At 67.1% G+C, this 21,580-nt stretch carries 17 protein-coding genes; 11 read left to right on the forward strand and 6 right to left on the reverse strand.

Features of this window, described 5'->3' with window-relative positions; translation table 11 throughout:
- Window positions 1–127 precede the first annotated feature (127 nt).
- Window positions 128–607: a universal stress protein gene (locus OHB26_RS25230; protein ID WP_245677048.1), complete on the forward strand. Its 480-nt coding sequence runs from the start codon at window positions 128–130 to the stop codon at window positions 605–607.
- Here the strand turns inward: OHB26_RS25230 and OHB26_RS25235 are convergent, their stop codons facing one another.
- Complete coding sequence (locus tag OHB26_RS25235; protein WP_330179731.1) at window positions 608–1,051, reverse strand: type II toxin-antitoxin system Rv0910 family toxin; 444 nt, start codon at window positions 1,049–1,051, stop codon at window positions 608–610.
- 920 nt (window positions 1,052–1,971) lie between these two features.
- On the opposite strand from OHB26_RS25235, the gene OHB26_RS25240 reads away from it, so the two are divergent.
- Entirely contained in the window at window positions 1,972–2,523 is a 552-nt protein-coding gene (locus OHB26_RS25240) for a cutinase family protein (RefSeq protein ID WP_330179732.1), read from the forward strand.
- 17 nt (window positions 2,524–2,540) lie between these two features.
- Here the strand turns inward: OHB26_RS25240 and OHB26_RS25245 are convergent, their stop codons facing one another.
- The gene (locus OHB26_RS25245) at window positions 2,541–3,041 is read right to left on the reverse strand and encodes a hypothetical protein (RefSeq protein WP_330179733.1); all 501 of its coding nucleotides are present in this window, start codon (window positions 3,039–3,041) and stop codon (window positions 2,541–2,543) included.
- 283 nt (window positions 3,042–3,324) lie between these two features.
- On the opposite strand from OHB26_RS25245, the gene OHB26_RS25250 reads away from it, so the two are divergent.
- Window positions 3,325–4,569 carry a cytochrome P450 gene (locus OHB26_RS25250; RefSeq protein ID WP_330179734.1) on the forward strand — a complete coding sequence of 415 codons (1,245 nt, stop codon included), beginning with the start codon at window positions 3,325–3,327 and terminating at the stop codon, window positions 4,567–4,569.
- 33 nt (window positions 4,570–4,602) lie between these two features.
- On the opposite strand, the gene OHB26_RS25255 is transcribed toward OHB26_RS25250, so the two are convergent.
- Complete coding sequence (locus tag OHB26_RS25255) at window positions 4,603–5,163, reverse strand: peroxiredoxin-like family protein (protein ID WP_330179735.1); 561 nt, start codon at window positions 5,161–5,163, stop codon at window positions 4,603–4,605.
- A gap of 72 nt (window positions 5,164–5,235) precedes the next feature.
- Here OHB26_RS25255 and OHB26_RS25260 point away from each other — a divergent pair, with 72 nt between their 5' ends.
- Window positions 5,236–5,859 (forward strand): TetR/AcrR family transcriptional regulator, encoded by a 624-nt coding sequence (locus tag OHB26_RS25260; protein WP_330179736.1) that lies wholly within the window; start codon window positions 5,236–5,238, stop codon window positions 5,857–5,859.
- 52 nt (window positions 5,860–5,911) lie between these two features.
- On the opposite strand, the gene OHB26_RS25265 is transcribed toward OHB26_RS25260, so the two are convergent.
- Window positions 5,912–6,790: a M23 family metallopeptidase gene (locus OHB26_RS25265; RefSeq protein ID WP_330179737.1), complete on the reverse strand. Its 879-nt coding sequence runs from the start codon at window positions 6,788–6,790 to the stop codon at window positions 5,912–5,914.
- Between the two features lie 202 nt (window positions 6,791–6,992).
- On the opposite strand from OHB26_RS25265, the gene OHB26_RS25270 reads away from it, so the two are divergent.
- Complete coding sequence (locus OHB26_RS25270; protein WP_330179738.1) at window positions 6,993–7,679, forward strand: alpha/beta fold hydrolase; 687 nt, start codon at window positions 6,993–6,995, stop codon at window positions 7,677–7,679.
- Between the two features lie 17 nt (window positions 7,680–7,696).
- Here the strand turns inward: OHB26_RS25270 and OHB26_RS25275 are convergent, their stop codons facing one another.
- On the reverse strand, window positions 7,697–8,428 hold the full coding sequence (locus OHB26_RS25275; protein WP_330179739.1) for a peptidase S1: 732 nt from the start codon (window positions 8,426–8,428) through the stop codon (window positions 7,697–7,699).
- A gap of 240 nt (window positions 8,429–8,668) precedes the next feature.
- On the opposite strand from OHB26_RS25275, the gene OHB26_RS25280 reads away from it, so the two are divergent.
- The 6 genes from OHB26_RS25280 to OHB26_RS25305 all read left to right on the forward strand — a co-directional run bounded on the left by OHB26_RS25280 (window position 8,669) and on the right by OHB26_RS25305 (window position 20,848).
- Window positions 8,669–11,971, forward strand: a complete 3,303-nt coding sequence (locus OHB26_RS25280) for a hypothetical protein (protein ID WP_330179740.1) — start codon at window positions 8,669–8,671, stop codon at window positions 11,969–11,971.
- 55 nt (window positions 11,972–12,026) lie between these two features.
- A complete protein-coding gene (locus OHB26_RS25285; protein ID WP_330179741.1) occupies window positions 12,027–12,911 on the forward strand; it encodes an LLM class flavin-dependent oxidoreductase in 885 nt (294 codons plus the stop codon).
- Between the two features lie 204 nt (window positions 12,912–13,115).
- Window positions 13,116–15,365, forward strand: a complete 2,250-nt coding sequence (locus OHB26_RS25290; RefSeq protein ID WP_330179742.1) for a bifunctional SulP family inorganic anion transporter/carbonic anhydrase — start codon at window positions 13,116–13,118, stop codon at window positions 15,363–15,365.
- A gap of 210 nt (window positions 15,366–15,575) precedes the next feature.
- On the forward strand, window positions 15,576–17,789 hold the full coding sequence (locus OHB26_RS25295; protein ID WP_330179743.1) for a bifunctional SulP family inorganic anion transporter/carbonic anhydrase: 2,214 nt from the start codon (window positions 15,576–15,578) through the stop codon (window positions 17,787–17,789).
- A gap of 141 nt (window positions 17,790–17,930) precedes the next feature.
- Window positions 17,931–19,121 carry a 4-hydroxybenzoate 3-monooxygenase gene (locus OHB26_RS25300; RefSeq protein ID WP_330179744.1) on the forward strand — a complete coding sequence of 397 codons (1,191 nt, stop codon included), beginning with the start codon at window positions 17,931–17,933 and terminating at the stop codon, window positions 19,119–19,121.
- Window positions 19,122–19,138: 17 nt separating this feature from the next.
- Entirely contained in the window at window positions 19,139–20,848 is a 1,710-nt protein-coding gene (locus tag OHB26_RS25305) for a methyltransferase (protein ID WP_330179745.1), read from the forward strand.
- On the opposite strand, the gene OHB26_RS25310 is transcribed toward OHB26_RS25305, so the two are convergent.
- The gene (locus OHB26_RS25310) at window positions 20,845–21,540 is read right to left on the reverse strand and encodes a MerR family transcriptional regulator (RefSeq protein ID WP_330185778.1); all 696 of its coding nucleotides are present in this window, start codon (window positions 21,538–21,540) and stop codon (window positions 20,845–20,847) included. The two genes, OHB26_RS25305 and OHB26_RS25310, sit on opposite strands and share 4 nt — an antisense overlap.
- Window positions 21,541–21,580: the final 40 nt, after the last annotated feature.

A 21,580-nucleotide genomic window follows, 5' to 3' on the forward strand; every position in this document is an offset into this window, starting at 1 on the left:
CCACGCCGACGGGCGGAACCTCCACCGATCCGTCGCGTAACCGACGCCGTCTCGATGTCGGCGGCGCTACCCGCATGCCAGTGGCCGCTGACTCATTCGTTCAGCTCAGGGCGTTAGGGTGGGATTCGTGGGTGAGGCGATGATGCCCCGGGAACGGGACGACTCCGGGTTCGAATTGGGTACCGACGGTCCACTGGTGATCGTGGTCGGCGTGGATGGTTCGGATACCTCGTGGCGGGCAGCGGCTTACGCGGCCGGGCTGGCGCGACGGCAGGGAGCGCGGCTGGCGATCGTCTATGTGCAGCCGTGGATGTCGGCGGTGGCCGGGCTCGGCGTGGATACGCGGTCCATCACCTCCGATATCGCGGACGATCTGGTGAAGGAGATTCGGGAGGCGACCGAGCGGGTCAGGGATATCTTCACCGTGCGGTGGGAGTTCCTGACCCGGCGCGGGGATGCCTTCAGCGAATTGGCCAAGGCCGCCGACGAACTCGGCGCGGACGCGGTGGTGGTGGGCGCGTCGCAGCAGGCCGGTCACCGACTCGTGGGCTCGGTGGCCATGCGCCTGGTGCGGGCCGGGCGGTGGCCGGTGACCGTGGTGCCCTAGCTATTCGTGCAGTGCGCAGGCGAGTTCGGCGAGCTGGCCGAGGGTGTTGTCGAGCTGCTTGTAGCCGTGCTGTTCCAGGGCCTTGGTCGCCTGAGTGGTGATGAGCGGCCCGGCGAAGGTGACGCCCGCGGTGATATTGGTGCCCGTCTCCGTGGTCTGCAACCAGTAGGTCAGGTCATAGTGGATGCCGGTCCTGCCCTTGCCGCGCAAGGCGATTCGGCACGGCTGGTCGAGTCGGGTCACCGTCCACTCGACCTCCTCCAGCATGCCGTGCAACAGCACCTCGGCGACCACGGTGGAGCCCTCGGTCAGTCGCTTGGGCGGTGTGCCGACGAAGTCGTGATGAATGCCGAACCAATGCTCCCAGGTCGTCGGCGCGACAATGGTGTTGAACAGGGATTCGGGCGTTCCGGGCACATCCCTGCTGAGAAGTAGCGCTCCCATGGCGGCTCCTTGAAATATGTTGGCGGCGAGTCAAAACGGGTGCGCAACGCAGATTGCCGACTGCCTCCGACGAACTTCCCCCCGAGCCGACGCCGACGATCTTGGCACACCGGAAACGAGAGCACAACATGGGGATATGTGCTGGTGAACAGCGATATTGCAGATGAAATCGCATTTGTTCTCGATGGCCGGAAACCGGTATGAGCCGGGCCGCGGCGCAGCCTACTCCCGAATCTCGTCCGATTGGGGGGCGGAAGTGCGGCCAACTCCGATCGACCGGTCTGGTCAGGCGTGGTCGAGAAGCCGATCAGTCGGCGAACCGGCTTGTCGTGCAACGCCATTCAACGACCATCGCGGGTCAGCGCGAGGTCCGTGAAGCGTATGCCGGTGGCATCGCGCAGGGCACTGGCCGGGGCCGGTGCGACGGGATCGCACCGGCCCTTCGCTCATGGATTTCGCGCCGGGTGGCCCAATCGCCAGTTCCTACCTCACCATCCACAGGTGGCGGGCTTGACCTCTATCTCGCGTGCGCCGCCACCGACGTTGAGGCCGTCCTTGTTGTACTTCGTGACCGCGCACCGACACATTCGGCGTGGCCGAAGCCGAACCGGCACCCGCCCCAATGGCAGGGCGTGGAAGGCGACCTTCGGTGCGGTCAACCCCCGGGTGGCTCGGGTGGATACGACGGGCAGACCACGGCGGGCGCGCGAATACCGGCCCGTGACATTGCATTACGGCCTACAAAAACAGACCCGACATAACTGTTTCGCCAGAAATCAAGAACGCCAGCAATTTCTGGGTACATCCCCTGCAAGCCGGGCCGGACCCGGGGGCACGATCAGTTAAGAAGTACTATCATGCGTAGAGCAACGGCGCTCTTCGCCGCATTCATGTTGGCAATCCTCTTTTCCATTTCCTTTGTGACGAGTCCCGCGGCGAAAGCCGATGACTGCCTTGGCGACTGGGCCATAGGTATCGGCGGTCTCGGCGACAACTCCTCGTCGATATTCGCCCCGTTCGTCAACCAGCCCGTGGGCTACAACTCCGCCGACCCGATGTCGGGGTTGAATGAAGTCGATCGGCTGTTCTGGCAGCATCGCAACCAATGCCCGGGTGACCATATTCGGGTCATCGGGCACAGTGAGGGCGCGGGTATCGTCCACGCCTGGGTCACCGCTCATCAGGGCGTCGACAATGCCAATGCCATTCTGCTGGCGGATCCCAAGCGTGACGCGGGACCCGGCTGGGCCGGCCTGGCGTCGACCCCGGGCAGTGGCATCATCGGCTATCCGCTTGCGGGAGTCGATGATTGGTTCGGCGGCTTCCCGGTGTTGACCGTCTGCAACCACGATGACCAGATCTGCGACACCTCCGCTGGTTGGTGGGGGTACCTCTTCGGAGGCGCGCACAGTCGCTACGACTTCAATGTCTGGGATTACGGTGATTGGGATTCCGGCGTCTGGTACCGGTAACCGATGAGCCATGGGGATCAGTAGCCGAACGGCTCTGGTCCCCATTGGCTGAATCCGTGGCCCAGCGAGGAGCAGGTGGCCGCACCATTGAAGGTGATTTGACAGGTGGCTCCGGCGTGGGTGACGGAGTATTGCGGATCGTGGTTGGTCGTCGCGATCAGTCGCGGCAGCGCCGGATTTCCGCCGGGCAGCGTATGGCTGCCACCGGAAACCCAGTCGGGGCGTGCGGGCAGGGCGGCCGAATCGATAATAATCGCGGGAACATTCGGCACCGGCACCTGAAGACCCGCGTACAACACATTCATCAATGCCGCCGGGACGGCGAGATCGCAGCCCACCGTGCCGTTCGGATCGATCGAACAGTTCCAACCGCCGAGGGCGAAATACATGGTGCCGTCCACGACGGCCGGACCGGGCGGGGCCTCGGCGTGCGCGGGCGCGATTCCCGCCAGGCACGCAACAATCCCGAATATTCCTCCGCAAACCCGTGCGGCGGCAGCCTTCACAGCCCTTGCCACGGCATCTCCCTATATGCACAGTCGGTACTCCGGCCCTTTTCGGCCATAGAGAAAAGCTATCACTTTCCGGTGCGGGGGTAGTCGATCTGTCGAGGGGCCTTACATGATAATTCGCACCGTTCGGGCCGGTATGAAGCCGGAATCGGCGACCGCACAGCGGATTTGATTCGCCTGGCTAAACATACTGTGCGGTTTTCCGATCCGCCGGTAGGGTGATTCGTTCCACGTCCGGGGTGTGCGGTGTTCGGCGGGGGAGTGTCGTCCACCGCGTGGAGTTCATTAGATGCCAGATTCGGCCCCGGCCGCCCCCGTTCCCGCAGCCGCGCAATTCGATATCGCCGGATCGCGCATACCGATGTACAGTCCCGAGTTCGCCGCGGACCCGCATCGGGCCTATCGGGAGCTGCGGGCCAGATACGGTGCGCTGGCCCCGGTGGAGCTCGCGCCGGGCGTGCCCGCCACCCTCGTGCTCGAATACCGCACGGCGGTAAGGATTCTCAACGATCCGGACCGCTTCCCGGCCGACCCCCGCACCTGGCAGGCGGGCATCCCCGCCGACTGTCCGGTACTGCCGATGATGCAGTGGCGGCCCAATGCGCTGCGTAATGCGGGCAGCGCGCACGCGCGGTATCGACAGGCCAATACCGCCGGGCTCGGCGGAATCGATCGATTCGGATTACAGAGCACCGTGGAACGAACCGCGGTGACACTGATAAATGGTTTCTGCGCCGAAGGGGCCGCGGATCTGGTGCGCGACTATGCCTTTCCACTCGCCTTCGATGTGCTCAACCATCTCCTGGGTTGCCCCGCCGGAATCGCCGCACAGGCGGCACAGGGCTTTCGGGCAATCTTCGAGGGTGTCGGCGCGGAGAACGGCAATAAACTACTCATAGCGGCGCTCTCACGGCTGACCGCGCATAAGCGCACCGAACCCGGCGACGATGTCACCACCCGCCTGCTCCGGCACCCCGCCGAGCTGACCGACGGCGAAATGGTGCATCAGCTCGCCACGCTCTACGGCGCGGGCATCGAGCCGCAGCAGAACCTGATCGTCAACACCCTGCTGATCATCCTGTCCGACGACCGCTTCGGCGGCAGCGTACTGGGTGGCAGCCTCGCCACCCGCGACGCCCTCGACGAGGTCCTGTTCAACGATCCGCCGATGGCCAACTTCTGCATCAGCTTTCCGCGCCAACCCGTCCTGGTGGCGGATGTCTGGCTCCCCGCGCATCAGCCGGTCGTCATCAGCATGGCCGCCTGCAATACCGATCCGGCCATTCAGGGCGGCCAATTCTCCGGCAACCGTTCGCATCTCGCCTGGGGCGCGGGCCCGCATGCCTGCCCCGCCAGCCCCCTGGCCTACCTCATCGCGCAGGAGGCCATCGACCAGCTGCTGGATGCCCTCCCCGAAATCCATCTGGCCGTACCGCCGAGCGAACTGTCCTGGCGGCCGGGACCATTCCATCGAGCCCTGACCGCCCTGCCGGTAACCTTCACCCCCTCGGCCCCGCTGCACGTGCCCGGATAGATCGGCCGCTGGAGGCGGGGTCGGTCGAGCGGATCACACTTCGCGCACGCCGGACGGAATCTGTGCCAGCAGCTCGTCGACGGACCATTGGTCATCGGCGTGCGTGCCGTGTTCGGCGGCGATGACGCGCCCGTCGGGCGCGATCAGGAAGTCGGCGGGGAGGCCGAGGCGGCCGCCCTCCGGCCGGATCGGTGGAAGGGGTTTGCGATCGCGGCGCACGCCGCGCAATGCGGTGGTGATGCCACGGACTATGGTCGGCCAGGCATGAGGGTCGAGCAGTGCGCGCGGCGTGGATTCGACGCCGAATTCGCGGTACAGCTCGCGGGTCGGGTCGGCGATCAGGTTGAAGGGGAACTCGGCGGTGTACTTGCGCAATTCATCTGCGCTGGAATGGAATACGACCACTTCGCGAATATTCGCGGCGAGTATGTCCGCATGCCGGGTAACCAGTGAGCGCAGGTGCAGATTGCAGACGGGGCAGCCCGCGAAGCGCCGAAATTGCAGGTGTACCAGATGATTCGGATCCGGAATCGGCACCTCGGCGCCGGTGATATCGGTGAGTGTGCGGGCTGGAACCGTGGCGAGCGGTGGCATCGAAGCTCCTCTGTGTAGGCGTACGCGATACGCTTACATTCAGTATGCGCGTATCTTGTACGCTGTCAATCCGTGCCCCGTCCCAGGTCGCTGACCACCGCCGATCTCGCCTCCGCCGCGCTCGCGGTGCTCGACCGTGCGGGTCTGTCCGCCCTGACCATGCGCGCCGTCGCCCAGGAGTTGGGCATGGCGACCATGGCGCTGTACCGGTATGTCGCGGATCGCGATGCGCTGGAGATCCTGATGGTCGACCAGATTCTCGAGACCGTCGACAGCGCGTTACCCACGGACGCGGATTGGACTGTGCGCGTGCGTATTCTGCTGGACCGGGCACGCACCGCCATCGGTGCGCACCCGGCCGCGGTACCGCTGGTGCTGCGCTACCGCCAGTCCAGTCCCGCCAGTATGTGCTGGATGGAGGCCATGCTGAGCGCGCTGACCGATGCCGGTTTCCGCGGCGACGACCGCGTCATCGCCCAGCGCTCGGCAGTGGCGTTCCTACTCGGTTTCCTCCAGAACGAGCACTACGCCTCGATCGCCGGGGCGGGAACCGCTGCCCTGGCGTCGGCGACCGACTTCCCGCTACTGGCCGAGACCGCCGCGCAGGCGCGAACCCTGTCCGCCGATGCGGAGTTCGACGGTGGCGTCGAGATCCTGCTGCGCGGTCTGTCCGGGCATCCGGCGCGCAAGAGGTAGCGGACACCGTGGGGTCGGCGCGCACGCGACTATCCCGCCGCAGTGCCGTCGGTCAGGCGGCACCCCAATGCTGTTGCATGAGAATCCCTTTGCCCTCCAGCCAAACCACTGGATCGACTCGGACGCCATCGGTGCCCCAGATCTCCAGGTGCAGGTGCGGGCCGGTGGAATCGCCTCGATTGCCCACCGAGGCAATGACTTCGCCGACATCGACTCGGTCACCTCTGCTCACGTACATATCGTTGACGTGGCCGTAGACGGCGATGGTGCCGTCGTCCTGTTTGACCCGGACCCATTGGCCGAAGCCCTGCGCGGGGCCCGCGTCCAGTACGGTACCGCTCCTGACCGAATGGATGGGCGTGCCGATGGGATCGGCGATATCGACGCCGTAATGGAAAGAGCCCCAACGCCCGCCGAATCCGGAGCTGATCTGACCGCCCTGCACCGGCAGGACGGTGCGTTCGATGGTCAGGGGTGCCGGGGCGGGAATGGCGGGAATCGCCGGGAGGACCGGGGCGGGCGGCAGTGCCGGAATCGCCGCCTGCGCCGCCGGAAGCCATTGCTGCTGTAGGTCTTTGATGGTCTGCTCGGCCTGCGCCAGCGGAGCCGCGATCTCCGGTGGTAGCCCTACCAGGCCGAAGGGGCTGCTCACCGGGGCCGCGGGTGCGACTTGCGCTGGGGCCGAGACGGGTTCGGCGATATCGACCGGATCCTCGTCCGCGGGTGCGAGGGGTGTGGCCTCGGCGATGGCGGGGGACAGGTGCGCGCCGGTGGTGAGCAGCGCACCCGCCGCGAGCGCGACTCCGGCGACCGCTTTGAACCGGACGGTGGGGAAGGTTTCCGCGCGATGGCTACTGGGACAATGGATCTCGGACGCCTCGAGTAGGTCGGCGACGGAGAGGGAACCGGGAGATACTCGATGATTCGGCAAGGCTCATCCTCGGGTCGAGAATCGAATGCGCGACGTATCGAAAACTGTACAGACCCTTGATCATTGGCACCGGCGATTTCGAAGCGAATCAAAATACACCGGAAATACCTGCCCGTCGAAGCGCGCCGCCGCGCGATTGGATCTCGGGCATGCGATCGGACCGCGCCGATGAATTCGCCGCCCCCGCCTCGTCTACACCGGTATGACGGTGAACAAGAACAAGATTGTCCTGATCCCGGGCGCGGGCGGGATGGCGTCGTACTGGCACCTGGTGGTCGCGGGTCTGACGGCCGCGGGTCGCGAGGTGATCGCCGTCGACCTGCCGGGCGATGACGAACAGGCGGGCCTCGAGGAGTACCGGGATATCGTCCTGAAGTCCGCCGCCGACGGCGATGTCCTGGTCGCGCAGTCCCTCGGGGGTTTCACCGCCGCCCTGGTCTGCGAGCGAATCACCCCGTCGACCCTGATCTTCGTGAACGCCATGATCCCGCAGCCCGGCGAGACCGCGGGTCGGTGGGGCGGGAATGTCGGCTCCTCCGAAGCCCGGCTCGCCGCGGCCGATGCCGGTGGCTACCCCCGCGAATTCGACGACGCCGTCTATTTCCTGCACGACGTCCCGCCGCAGGCGCTGGACGACGGCCCCGAACGCCCCGAGTCCGAGCGCATCTTCGAGGATGTCTGCGCCTTCACCCGCTGGCCGGATGCCCCCATTCACGTTCTGGTCGGCGCCGACGACCGTCTCTTCCCGCTTGCCCTGCAGCAGCGCATCGCCCGCGACCGCCTCGGCGTCGAGCCGGACGTCATCCCCGGCGGCCACCTCATCGCCCTGTCGAACCCGCAGGGCGTGGTCGAGTACCTCACCGCCGAATCGGGGGCGGAACGTCGTTGATCGCCGCCGCGCGTCGTTCAGAGCAGTCGGAAGCCCGCGCCCACCCCGCCGTGCTGATTGATGCTGGCGAGCACATTGGCTATCCCGGTGGCGAGGTCGGGCTCGTGTACGGGATTGGCGGGGTTGGCGCAGGAGGGTAGGTGCAGGTCCACGCTGCCGAGATCGATGGGCTGTCCGGAGACGATCATGCCGACCAGTTGGTCACCGACCAGTACCGGCGAACCGGAGTCGCCGTAATCGGCGCAGACGTGACTGCTGAAGCCCTCGGCCATCTCCTCCCACACCGGGCCGCAGGTGAATCCGGTGGTCCGTCCGTTCTTGCAGACCATCTGTAAGGGCGCGGGCGGTGCGCCGATCCCGGCCACCGCACCGGCCGTGATCTGCCGAACCGGAATCACCTTGGCCGGATCGAATTCGATGACCGCCCAATCCCAGAAGTAGTCCAGCTCCGCGAGCCTGCCCAGAAAGCCCGTACCGATGGACTTCTCGGCGAGCACCTGTGCGCCGACCTCGCCGCAGTGTCCGGCGGTAATCCCGACCAGGCGATTCGCGGCGTCGAATCCGATGGCGGTGAGGGTGCACAGCGAGAACTCCTCGGGCTCGCTGGTGCCGATCGCTATACCCGAACCGGGTCCGAGCACCGCCGGACCGGCGGCGGCCGCCACCCCGGTGGGGGTCAGGGCGAGGCCGAAAATCACTGTGGCGGCGGCCGATCCGAGACCGCTGCAAATCTTGCCCAGGGAGAACATGCCGAACCTCTCGCGGGGGAGGCCATCGGGCCAGGTGATATACGACAGCAGGAATTACGCCCGCTCGCGCGGACCGGAGACCGTGATGCGTGAACCTGGAAATCGGGTGTAGCGAATCGGCCGAGAAGTAATGCATGGGCCGAATAAGTGAAACATACCATTCGGACTTATTTATCTGGAATGTCCTCTTTGTAATTTTGGCCGGGAGTTCACCGCACCCGCGGCGGTACCGTGACCGACGTGAGTGCAATGGGGAGCCGGTTTCTGAAGAGCGTCGCGGAACTGCCGCTACCGCGACGGCGGGCGGCCGAGGCCCTGGAGGCCCGGCGATTGGCGGGCACACCCGAGCTCGATCGGATGCTGGCGGAGCTGTCCGCCGGGGACCGCTATGCGCGGTTGACCGCCATTCGCATGGCGGTCGTCGCGGGGCATCGGGATCATCTACTGACGCAGGTGGATTCGGTGGACCCGGAGTGCGGCGTGCGAGCGCTCGCCGCGCTCACTCGGATCGGCGTGTCGCCCGAGGAGATCGTTTCCCGATTGCCGGACCTGTCGCAGCGGGCGCGCAAGGCCGTGGTCAGGGTGTTGCGGCGAGGTGGACGGTCCGAGCTCGCCGATGCCCTGCTGGCCCCGATGCGCGCACGGTTCGGGGATGCGGAGGCCGCGGGCTTGCTGCCGAACTGTTCGGCCGATCCGGTGGCGCGGGCGCTGCCCGAGCTGGCCTACGCGCTGCCCAGCTGGGGGACGCTGTCCCGCAGACATATCGGCGTGCTCTTCGACTACGTGGAGGCGGCTGCGCTCGATGCCGGGCGGGACGAGTGGCGTGAACTGTGGTCACGGCTCACCGCGGATGTGGTCGTGGCCGCGCGCCATGATCCGGGCCGACTGCTGACACTGGCGGCCCGGGCCGTCGAGCATGTGCAGCTCTCGGTATTGCACCCGGTAGCGGGCATGCTGGCGCGGCATGATCCCGAGGCCGTGCGGCGACTTGTGCTGCACCCCAGCGGACATGGGCGCGGACTGGGCGGACCGGCGCTGTGGCGGGCGATGCGGGTGCTGCCCGATGCCGAACTGGCCGAGCTCTACCTCGCGAGCGCGCCCCACGATCGATCCCGGTTCCTGCGCACCCTGCCGCCGTCGCGGCGGGCGGTGATCGCGACACCACAGCTCATGCGACTCGGGCTCGGTCCCGGCGAAGTGGATCTCCCCACCCTCGACGCGCTGCCCGCTGCCGTTCGCGCGACCCTGGCTCGGGAGTTGCTCGCCCGGCCGGGTGGTGCCGAGGTGCCGGAGATCGCCGAGCGGCTCTCGGCCCGGCTGCCCTGGGATGAGGCGAAACCCATACTGGCCGAGGCGATTCGACGGCCGACCGCGGATGAGCGCGCGATCGCCTATCCGCTGCTGGTGACGGCCGCCGTCGGCAGCCGCGATGCCGCGGTCGTCGGTGAGCTGCTCGATATGCTGCGGCGGCTGCGCAACGAACAGGATCCGGTGCGGCGCAGCGCGTTACAGGCCGTCGCGACCCTTCCGCTGTCGCTGCTGGCCGCCGGGCACGTCCCCGCGCTGGAACAGCTGGCGGTCGATGCGCTCCAGGCCCGAGACCGCTCGTATCCGACCTCCGCCGCCATCGGGGATCTCGCCCGCACCCTGTTGATACGGGGTGCGCAGACCGGCGAGACCGCGTTCACCGCGGCCGCGCTGCGTATCGCGGCCCTGCTCGCCGAATCGTACAGTCGGTTGAATCTGACCGGGTTGCACCGTAATTTGCCGCGCGGCGCGGAGCAATGGCTGTTCGAAGCTCTGCGTTCGCGTCTGGAAGCCGATGCCGCGCGGGACCGCTGGACGCTCGCGCTCACCCTGGCGGACGGCCTGGAGCGGCGGGCGTTCGGAGTGCTCGGATTACAGCGGCTGGTGCTGCGCGCCTGCGGTGCGGCCGATGACTCGACCGCCCGGCGCGCGGTTCGGTTGGCCCTGGCCGATCCCGTCACCCGCGATGCCCACCTCGACGACATGCTGCGGCGCGACCGATCCATCATCACGCTGTGGGAGCTGCGCGATCTCATCGCCACGCGGCGCACCGATCTGCTCGACGATCTGCTCGACGGGGCCACCTCCGGTCGCTTCCTGTCGAAGAAGGTCCGCTTCGTTCCCATGTTCCCCGTCGGAATAGGCAGTTGGACAACGCATCACATCGAGCGCTACGCCCGACTGCTGGACGATTACGCCCAGAGTTCGAAGTCGTCGGTGAGTGAGCGCGCCGGTGCGATCCGCCAATTGGGTTTGCTCCCGGGCAGTTTCACCCGGCTGCTGCCCTATATCGAGCTCGGCGATGTGGTCGAGGCGGAGGCCGCGCTCACCGCGCTCGGCCGCAGCGATGAGCCCGAGCGGGCCATCGCCGTACTGGCCGCGCACGTCGGTGACGATCATGCCCGGGTGGCGGTCAGCAGTATCGCGACCTGTGCCCGATCGATCCCGCCCGCACGACTCGGCGGAGCCCTCGCGCCGCTGCTGGACTCGCCGAAGATCACCGCGGTGAAGGAGGGCATCCGGCTGCTGGCGGTGCTGCGCGCATCGGATGCCATGGCCGTCATTCGGGAGCGCGGTGCGCGGGCGGGCGTGCATCGAGATATCCAGCGCGCCATGGTCTTCGCCGCCGCGCGCATGCTCGACCAGGACCCGGCGTGGGCCGTTCTGCACGAGGCCGTCGCCGATCCCGAGGTGGCCGGTGCGGTCCTGGAGATCGCACCGCGGTTGCTGGCCGTCCCGGATCGCGAGCGGTTCGCCGCCTTCCTGCGCGATCTCGCGGCGGGCTCGGATCATCGGGTGGCGCTGCAGGCCCTCGACGCGCTCACCCACTGGTACCGCTGGTCGCCGCCGGACACCCGCGATGTACTCGTCGCGCGGCTGACCGATCTGTCGCAGCTGGGCCTGTGGACCTCGGCCGTGCGGGCACTGCTCGTCGATGCCGGTGCCACCGGACACTCCGGCGCGGTCATCGCCGCCGTCGAGCGACTGCTGGCGCAGACCGGCGATTCGTTTCCGGAACGCGATCTGCCCGCGCGCCAACGCCTCTCGTCGCTACTGCATTGGTTGGGTCCGATCCTCGGCAATAACGAGCACAGTCGCCCGATCGCCGCACCGGTCATCGCACTACTCGCCCCGGACCCGCTCTGGCATGAACAGCTCATCGCCACGACCTTCGCCGCCGTGCGCTGGACCGAACCGGAGCGCACGATCGCCGCGCTGGAGGCGCTGTCCCCCTTCGCGATCGGCGCGCTCACCGGCGACCCGTCCCGACGGCTCGCGGAACGCTTCGGCGCGATCCCCGATGAGATCCCGATCGCCGCCCTGCAACGGATCGCGACCGGTCTGGCCGCCAGTGCATCGCCCGCCATCGCCCTGGCGGCAATCGAACTGATCACCAAGTGCGGCCACAAGTTCGGCTGGACCGACCCGTGGTCGCCCCTGCTGGCGGACCTCCGCAACCACCCCGACATCGATGTCCGCCGCGCCGCCCACAACACCTTCACCGCCCCGGAGTAGGACCTACCGCGCAATTCCGGCACGCGGGGTGGGCTCACCGGGGCACAGTGTCCGGATGGATATCGGTATCGCATTGCCCACCATGTGCCGGGGCTACGACCGCGGCTCGACCGTCGACTGGTGCCTGCGCGCCGAGCAGGGTCCGTTCGCGAGCATTTCGTGCGGGGAGCGGATGACCTTCCACAATCCGGAGATGTGGACGACCCTCGCGGCGGCGGCGGCACTGACCGAGCGGGTGCGGATCTTCGCCAATGTGGCTGTGCTGCCCGCGCATCCGCCCGCATTGATCGCCAAGCAGGCCGCCACCATCGATGTGTTGTCACAGGGCCGATTGACCCTCGGCGTCGGAGTCGGCGCGCGGCCGCACGACTACGGCAGCCTCGGAGCCGGATTCGGCCATCGCCATGCGACTTTGGAGCGCGGGGTGGGGGAGTTGCGGGCACTCTGGTCCGGGACCCCGCATACCGAGGGCGCGGATCCCATCGGTCCGCCGTGCGTGCAAGCGGGCGGGCCGCCGATTCTCGCGGGTGCCCTCGGGCCGAAATCGCTGGCGCGAGCGGCCCGTTGGGCCGACGGTGTGGTGGCGTTCAGTCTCAGCGGCGCACCCGGTGAGATCTCCTGGGCCGCCGACAATGCCCGCGCGGCATGGGCCACAGCCGAACGAGATACCAAGCCGCGCTTGGTGAGTGGCTGCTTCTACACCCTCGGCATTCCCGATTCGGCCGCGGTACTGCGCGACTTCACCGCCGAATACCTGGGCTTCCTGGGCGCGCGGAACGCCACCGCCACCGCCTCCGCCATGACCACCTTCGACGCCGACGCCATCCACCGCGCGCTCGATGGTGCCGAGGCCGCTGGTCTGGACGAATTCATCCTGGTCCCTGGCTCCACCGATTCGGCTGTCCTGGAGGCGACCGCGAAACTGGTCGAATCCCGCTGACCGATCGAGTGGCCCGGGTCACATTTTGGTAGCGGTTCGCCTCAATCACCGCAAACCCTTTCCGGATTCTTTGCCGAGTCTTTACGATTACGCCGTTCTGCATAGCGTCGTGCTGTCACAGCCTCGCCCGTCGCTCGCTCTCGATGCCAGTACATGTTGACCGATGAACCGGGCGGCTCCCCGCCGTACCGGCGAAGGAGAAATATGTCCACCGACACCGAACAGCCTCCCCGGACGTCGCTCCCCGGCCTCGCCGAGTTGGTACGCCACGACCTTCCAGCCTCGCTGGTCGTGTTCCTGGTTTCGTTGCCGCTTTCCATCGGTATTGCCGTCGCCGCCGGAGCTCCGGTCGCCGCGGGCTTGATCGCCGCGGTCGTGGGAGGGGTGATCGCCGGATTGATCGGCGGTTCCACACTCCAGGTCAGCGGCCCGACCGCCAGCCTCACCGTGGTGGTCGCCGAATCGATCAATCAATTCGGCTGGGCCGCCACCTGTTTCATCACCGTCGCGGCCGGAATGCTGCAAATTCTCTTCGGACTCAGCCGCATCGCGCGCGGTGCGCTGGCCATCGCACCGGTGGTGGTGCACGCCATGCTCGCCGGTATCGGCGTGGTCATCGCACTACAGCAGGTGCATGTACTGCTCGGCGGTGATTCGCTGAGCTCGTCCTGGGACAGCATTGTCGGCCTGCCGCAGGAGCTGCGCTCGGTACACGGCGGCGATCTCATCGTCGGCTTGCTCGTCATCGTCATCCTGGTGGCCTGGAAACGCTTGCCCGCGCCGGTGCGCGTCATCCCCGCCCCGCTGGTGGCGGTGGTCGCGGCCACCCTGCTGGCACTGGTACTGCCCACCCGAGTCGAGCACATCATGCTCAATGGCTCACTGCTGGACGAACTTCGACTTCCCCAGGTGCCGCACGGCAGCTGGGCGGCGGTCGCGCTGATGGCCGTGACCATCGCGCTCATCGCCAGCGTGGAGACCCTACTATCGGCCGTGGCGGTGGACCGGATACGGCAGAACTCCGCTCGCCGTACCGATTTGGATCGCGAGCTGATCGGCCAGGGCGCGGCGAACATGGTCTCCGGCATGATCGGCGGACTGCCCGTGGCGGCGGTCATCGTGCGCAGCATCACCAATGTGAAGGCGGGCGCGCGCGGTAAGGCCTCCACCATGCTGTGCGGGCTGTGGGTGCTGCTGTTCTCGGTGGCGCTGGTCGGGGTGGTGCGGCAGATTCCCAAGGCCGCGCTGGCCGGACTGCTCATCGTGGTCGGCATCCAGCTCATCAAGCTCGCGCATATCCGCCGTGCCCAGCGCACCGGTGACCTGGTGGTCTACGCGGCCACGATTGTCGTGGTGGTCTTCTGGAACCTGTTGCTGGGCATGGTCGTCGGCCTCGCGCTGGCCTTCGCGCTACTGCTGTGGCGGGTGGTCCGGGTCTCGGTGAGCGCCGAACCGGTGGAGAGCGGACGCTGGCGGGTCACCGTCGACGGCACCTTCACCTTCCTGGCGATACCGAAGCTGACCGCCGAGCTCGCCAAGGTGCCCGCACGCGCCGATGTCGTGTTCGATATGTCCGTCGACTTCCTCGACCACGCCGCCCACGACGCGGTGCAGGAGTGGGTCGCCGAACATCGAACCGAGGGCGGCACGGTCGAATTCGTCGAGACGGGCACCGTGCGCATGGCGGGCGCGACCGACGGACCACCCGCGCGCGGGCACTCCCGGCATATGCTCAACGAGGTGCTCGGGCCGTGGCGGCGCACGGGCGCGGAGGTGGATCCGATCGTCGCCGGGGTGGCCGCGTACAACCGCAGCCACGCACATGTGATGCGCCCGCATCTCGGTGTGCTCCGCGATGGACAGGAGCCGGATTCGCTCTTCGTCACCTGCGCGGATTCGCGGATCGTGCCGAATGTGATCACCAACAGCGGTCCGGGCGATCTGTTCACCATCCGCAATATCGGCAATCTGATTCCCGCCGATCGCCGGGACACCTCCATGGAGGCCGCGCTCATCTACGCCCTCGACAAGCTCGATGTGCGCTCGGTGGTGGTCTGCGGACACTCCGGTTGCGGGGCCATGGAGGCGCTGCACTCCGAGGCGGTCACCGGATCGGATCTGGACGGCTGGCTGGCCAATGCCCGGCCCAGTCTGCTGCGCTTCCGGCTCGGGCATCCGGTCGCCGAGGCCGCGGCCGCCGCCGGATTCGGGCCGGTCGATCAGCTCGGCATGGTGAATGTGGCCGTGCAGTTGGAGACGCTCTACGCCCACCCGGTGGTGCGGCGCGGAGTTATCGAGCGAGGCGTGGTGCTCTCGGGCCTGTTCTTCGATATCGCCACCGCGCGCGTGGTGGAGGTCACGGTGGACGGGATCGCGGAGATCGGGGATCACGGTGTGGCGCGAATCCACCCCAGAGGTCATCTGCAAACCGCGGGCGTCGGGCAACCGGCGTAGGTTCGGTGCGAACGGGCGTGAATCCATCAGGATTCACGCCCGTTTTACATTGTGGCATCGGTTTTCTCAGCTTTTACTAAGTCTTTACTTCTAGCCTTGCCAACAGCTCGTCCGGTGAGTCTGTGGCCAACGCTGTCCACAGCATCAATTCGATGCCCACAGAACATGTTCGACGCTTCCGGATCATGTCGGTCCGGAGAAGGAGCCGAGATGTCTACCGACACCGATTCACCGCCAGGTAGAGCGGACCACTGGTCCACCACCCTGCTGCGCCATGATCTACCCGCGTCCATAGTGGTCTTCCTGGTCGCACTGCCGCTATCTCTCGGCATCGCCGTCGCCTCCGACGCACCGATCGCCGCCGGTCTCATCGCCGCCGTGGTCGGCGGCGTTGTAGTCGGACTGCTCGGCGGATCACCCCTGCAGGTGAGCGGCCCCGCCGCCGGTCTCACCGTCGTGGTCGCCGAGACCATCAATCAATTCGGCTGGAAGACAGCCTGTTTCATCACCGTCGCGGCCGGACTGCTGCAAATTCTGTTCGGACTCAGCCGCATCGCGCGCGCCGCGCTGGCCATCGCACCCGTCGTGGTGCACGCCATGCTCGCCGGCATCGGCATCACCATCGCCCTGCAACAACTGCATGTGCTGCTCGGAGGGGCGTCGCACAGCAGTGCCTGGAAGAACCTGGTCGAACTTCCCGGCGAGTTGCTCCAACTGCACGGTGACGACTTCTTCATCGGCGCGGTCGTCATTGGCATCATGCTGACGTGGAAGTACGTGCCCGGGAAGCTGAGGGTGCTGCCCGGACCGCTCGTCGCCATTGTCATCGGCACCGGACTGTCGCTGATCGTGCCCGGCAATGTGGAGCGAATCGTGTTGAGCGGATCGCTCTTCGACGCCATCGGGCTGCCGCAGCTTCCGTCCGGCGGCTGGGGCGCGGTCGCGCTCGCCGCGCTGACCATCGCGCTCATCGCGAGTGTGGAGAGTCTGCTGTCCGCGGTCGCCGTGGACAAGATGCATACCGGTCCGCGCACCAACTTCGACAAGGAGTTGGTGGCGCAGGGTGCGGCAAATATGACCTCCGGCCTGCTCGGCGGGCTGCCGGTCACCGGCGTGATCGTGCGCAGTGCGACGAATGTGCAGGCCGGGGCGCGTTCCAAGGCTTCGGCTTTCCTGCACGGCATTTGGATTCTGGTGTTCTCGGTCGCCCTGGTCGCGGTCGTGGAGCAGATTCCCAAGTCGGCGCTGGCCGGTCTGCTGATCGTGGTCGGCATCCAGCTGGTGAAGCTGGCGCATATCCGGCTGGCGCGGCGCACCGGCGATCTGCTGGTCTATGTGGTGACCGTGGGCGCGGTGGTGTTCCTGAACCTGCTCGAGGGTGTGCTCATCGGGTTGCTGCTGGCCTTCGCGCTGCTGCTGTGGCGAGTGGTGCGGGTGACGGTCTCCGCCGATCCCGTTGTGGGAACCGATCGTTGGATGGTCAGCATCGAGGGCACCTGCACCTTCCTGGCGCTGCCCAAGCTCTCGGCGCAGCTGGCCAAGGTGCCCGAGGGCAGCACCGTACTGGTGGAGATGAGCGTGGACTTCCTCGATCACGCCGCCTACGAGGCCATTCACGACTGGGCCGGCCAGCATGAGAACACCGGGGGCCGAGTGGAATTCGTCGAGCTGGGCTCCGTACCGATGGCGGACGCGCTCACCGGGCCGCCGGTGCGCGGTCGCTCCCGGGGGCTGCTGGACGAGGTGCTGCGGCCCTGGCGTGCGGGTGAGGGCAATCCGATCACCACGGGTGTGCGGGCCTTCCATCGCCGCAATGCCCATGTGGTGCGCCCGCATCTGGACGAGCTGCGGGACGGGCAGAATCCGCATTCGCTCTTCCTTACCTGTGCCGATTCCCGAATTGTCCCGAACCTGATTACCAATACCGGCCCGGGTGACCTCTTTACTGTCCGAAATGTCGGAAATCTGGTGCCGCCCAACGGTCGTGACAGCTCCGTCGAGGCCGCGCTGTCCTTCGCCCTGGACGAGCTGCGGGTGGATCACGTTGTGGTGTGCGGACATTCATCCTGCGGTGCGATGAAGGCACTGCTCGACGGCGTGCCCGAAGGGCCCGGCCTCGGCGAATGGCTCCGCAATGCCGATGTCAGCGTCGACCGCTGGCATCATGGCCACTCGGTCGGCCAGGCCGCCGCGGCCGCCGGATTCGGCCCCGCCGATCAGCTCGCCATGGTGAATGTGGCGGTCCAGTTGGAGACGCTACGCACGCACCCGGTGGTTCGAGATGCCATGCTGCGCCGGGGTGTTGCGGTCTCGGGTCTGTTCTTCGATATCGGCTCGGCGCGGGTTATGCAGGTGACCGCGAACGGCCTGTCGGAGATCACGGACCCCGACCTATCGGCCTTGGCGATCTCCTCCATGCACTGAGCCCCAACCTGAATCGGCGACCGGCCTCGGGCCGGTCGCCGATTCGTTTGTGCCGGACCCGTTTCGGCGCGGGCACGCCGGACACGCCCACCGTCTTCGGTGGGGTCCGTGATTGCCGTTGCGGTGCCTTACATTTGGCGAGTGCGCCTGGGTGCTGATGAGCAGGGTTCCGTAGTAATCATACTTGGTGCGGGTCCGGCGGGCCTGCTACTAGCAAATATTCTGCGAGTCGCGAATGTGCCGACCATGGTGCTGGAGCGTCGGACCCGCGAGCAGGTGCAGCAGCGGGCGCGCGCCGGTTTCCTCGCACCCGACAGCGTCGCCATCCTGCGCGAGCACGGCTTGGCCGCCGGATTGGACGCGCGCGGCCGCACCCATGATCGCTGCGAATTCCGCAGTCCGGCAGGGAGTGTCGAGCTGTGCTACAGCGAGCTCGGCGAAGGCCGCCCGCATACGGTGTATCCGCAACAGGATCTGGTCACCGATCTGATCGCGGAGTATCTGGCGGGCGGTGGTGTGCTGCACTTCGGCACGACCGTCGAGCGGATCGAGGATATTCACACCGATCGGCCCGCGGTCGTGGCACGCGACGCCGCCGGTGCGGAAATCCGTTTCACCGGTAGTTATCTCGCCGGATGCGATGGCGCACAGGGGGTATCCCGCACCGCGGTGCCGACCACGATCGCGGCCAGCGAGCACGGCATCACCTGGCTGGCACTGCTCATGCAGGCGCCACCCACCGGCGATGCCGTCATCTACGGGGTCCATCCCGATGGGTTCGCCGGGCATATGCCGCGCACCGCCGAGGTGACCCGCTACTACCTGCAGTGCGATCCCGGCGCGCGCCCGCAAGAGTGGAGCGAGTGGCGGATCTGGGACGAACTCGCGCGTCGACTGGACGCCCCGGGTCGTCCGGCGCTGGCCACCGGGCCGATTATCGAACGCGGACTGGTGCGGTTGCGGTCGCAGATACTGGATCCGATCCAGGCCGGGCGGCTGTTCCTGGTCGGGGACGCCGCCACCTCGATCAGCCCCTCGGCGGCCAAGGGCGCGAATCTGGCGATCACCGGGGCGCAACTGCTCGCGGACGCACTCATCGCGGCCGTGCGATACGGCAAAGTAGATGCGCTACAGCAGTATTCGGAGCGCGCTCTGCCGCGTATCCGGCGCGCTCAGGAATTCTCACACTGGATGATCGAGCTGCTGCATCCACCCGCCGGTTACGGCCCGGAGACCGCCTATCGGCGTGAGCTGCAGCGGGCGCGACTGCACAATCTCGCCACCTCACGTTCTCATCAGAATGTTTTCGCGGACAACTACGTCGGTATCTGAATCCTTCAGGAGGATGCGTGACCCGTGTGTCGGCCGTCTTTGTCATGCCCGGATTGGCCCCGGACGATCTCGTGGAACTCGATGCGGCCCTATCCTTTCTGCACAGACATGACACCCTGAGCGCGCTCACGGTCATGCTGCCCGACCTCACCGCCGGTGAACGCCATGCCATTGCCGCCAACTGCCGGTTGTCGCATACCGCGTTACTGCTGTGCCCGCGCGATCTCGCCGAACTGACGCAGGCGCTCGACGAGCGCGGGCTCACCGCCGGGCCGGATATACCGAGCACGGTGGTGCGGCAGCGGTTGGCCGGTCGATATGGGCGGCCCGCCAGCCGGTTGGATGTTCGGATAGTGCACGCGCCGGTGCCGGTCGCCGACGATGTGGACTATACGGTCGAGATCTTCGCGCTGCTGCCGGTGCCGGGCACACGTATCGACGAGATCATCAGCGCCGAAAGGGAATTCGGGCATGAACGGCATGTGGCACTCGCGGCGGACACTCGCGACGAGGTGATTCTGAACGGACTGCGCGCGTTGCTCATCGGCCGCGGCCGCCTGCACAGCGACGGTGGTGGCTACAACCCGGTCGAGGATGTCACCGTGCTGTACTTCCGCGCCGGTTCCGAGGGGCAGCGGCCCTATCGGCGACTGGAATTGCGTTGCGGCGGTAAGCATCCGGAGCTGATGGCCGCACATCTCACGGCCTCGCAGGATGCGCCGACCCGGTTGCTGCGACTCTTGACCGGAGCCTGGGCGACGCAGGCGCTCGCGGTCACCGTCACCCTCGGCGTGGCCGATCAGCTGGCCGCGCGCCCGGGATACCCGATCGATGAGCTGGCTCGCGATATCGCCGCCGATCCCGATGCGCTGCACCGATTGCTGCGGTACCTGAGGGAACTCGGCATCGTCACGCCCACGCCCGACGGGATCGGATACACGCTCACCGAACTCGGCGCGCTGCTGCCCGTGACCGCGCCGCAGTCGCTGCATCCTCTCGCCCGGCTCTACGGTGGCGACTTCTACGAATCGTTCGGTCGGCTCGAATATGCCGTTCGCACCGGACAACCCGCCTTCGACGAGCACTTCGGACGGCACCACTTCGAATACTTCTCCGCAGACCCCGAGCGCGCCGAACTCTTCGATGCCGCAATGGCGGCGAGTGCGTCCATCTTCGGGCAGATCGCCCAGCTGATCGATCTCAGCGCGGCCCGCACGGTGGTCGATGTGGCCGGCGGCAATGGTGCGCTGCTGGCGGGTCTGCTGCGGGCGGCTCCGCATCTGCGCGGAATCCTGTTCGAACGCGAAAGCACCCTGCGGATGGCGCGAGGTGCGCTGGATCGGGCCGGGTGTCTGCCGCAAACCACTTTGGTGCCGGGTGATTTCACCGCGGCGATACCCGGTGGCGGCGACCTCTACTTCCTGTCCCGGGTACTGCATGACTGGGACGACAACGCCTGCCGCGCCATTCTGCGGCGCTGCGCGGAGGCCATGCCCGCGCATGCGAGTCTGTATGTCATCGAACGCGTACTGCCGGAGGATGATTCGCCCTCACTCGCCCCGGCGTGGGATGTGCACATGCTGTGCAATGTGGGCGGGCGTGAGCGCACCGTGAGCCATTTCCGTGACCTGCTCGGCGGTGCGGGGCTCCGGCTTCACGAAACGCAACCGCTGGCAATGGATTTCGTACTGCTGCGCGCCACGCGACAGGATTCGGCCACCGGCTAGTTCTGCTCGAGCATCGTGAGGTAGTTGTCGAGTTGGGCCGCACCGGTGAGGAATTCGCGACTGCGGGTGCTGAGCCGGTGCTGCCAGGCGTCGAGGAAGGCGGTCAGCGCGTCCGTGCTGCCCGCCTCGCGCAGCGCGTCGAGGAACTGCGCGACCTGCCGCAGGGGATAGCCGCCGCGGCGAAGTTGTTTGACGATTTCGGCATCGCGGACGCTGTCCGGGCCGTACTCGCGATACCCGGTGGCGTGATCTCGGGCCGGGTGCAGGATGCCCTCGGCTTCCCAGGTGCGTAAGGTCGCCGCGTGCACGCCGAGTCGGCGCGCGAGTTCGCCCACGGTCAGCGGCGGACCGTGGATCGGGGTGGGTGCACCGGTGGACAGGGCGCTCAGGGCGGTCGCGACCTTGGTTCGGGTGTCGCGTTCGGTGACCAGTGCGATATGTGCGGCGTCGATGAGTCGATACGCGGACTCGGGTTCACCATCGTTGATGGCGCGCATGATCTCCACGGCCCGTTGGTGCCCGTGGCCGCGGCGCACGGCGAGGAAGGCGCGCAGGGCCTGTGCGTGCAAGGGCGTGTAGCGCCGGTATCCGGAATCGCTGCGCTCGGTGGGAGGCAGGACCCCGGCGTCGTCGTAATTGCGGATCGCCTGGGCGGAGAGCCCGTGTTCGCGGGCGAGGTCGATGGGCCGCAGGTCACACCTACCTTTGAGGGTTCGGTCAATTCATACGAGG

It is taken from the genome of Nocardia sp. NBC_01503, from assembly GCF_036327755.1.
Classification (GTDB): Bacteria; Actinomycetota; Actinomycetes; order Mycobacteriales; family Mycobacteriaceae; genus Nocardia.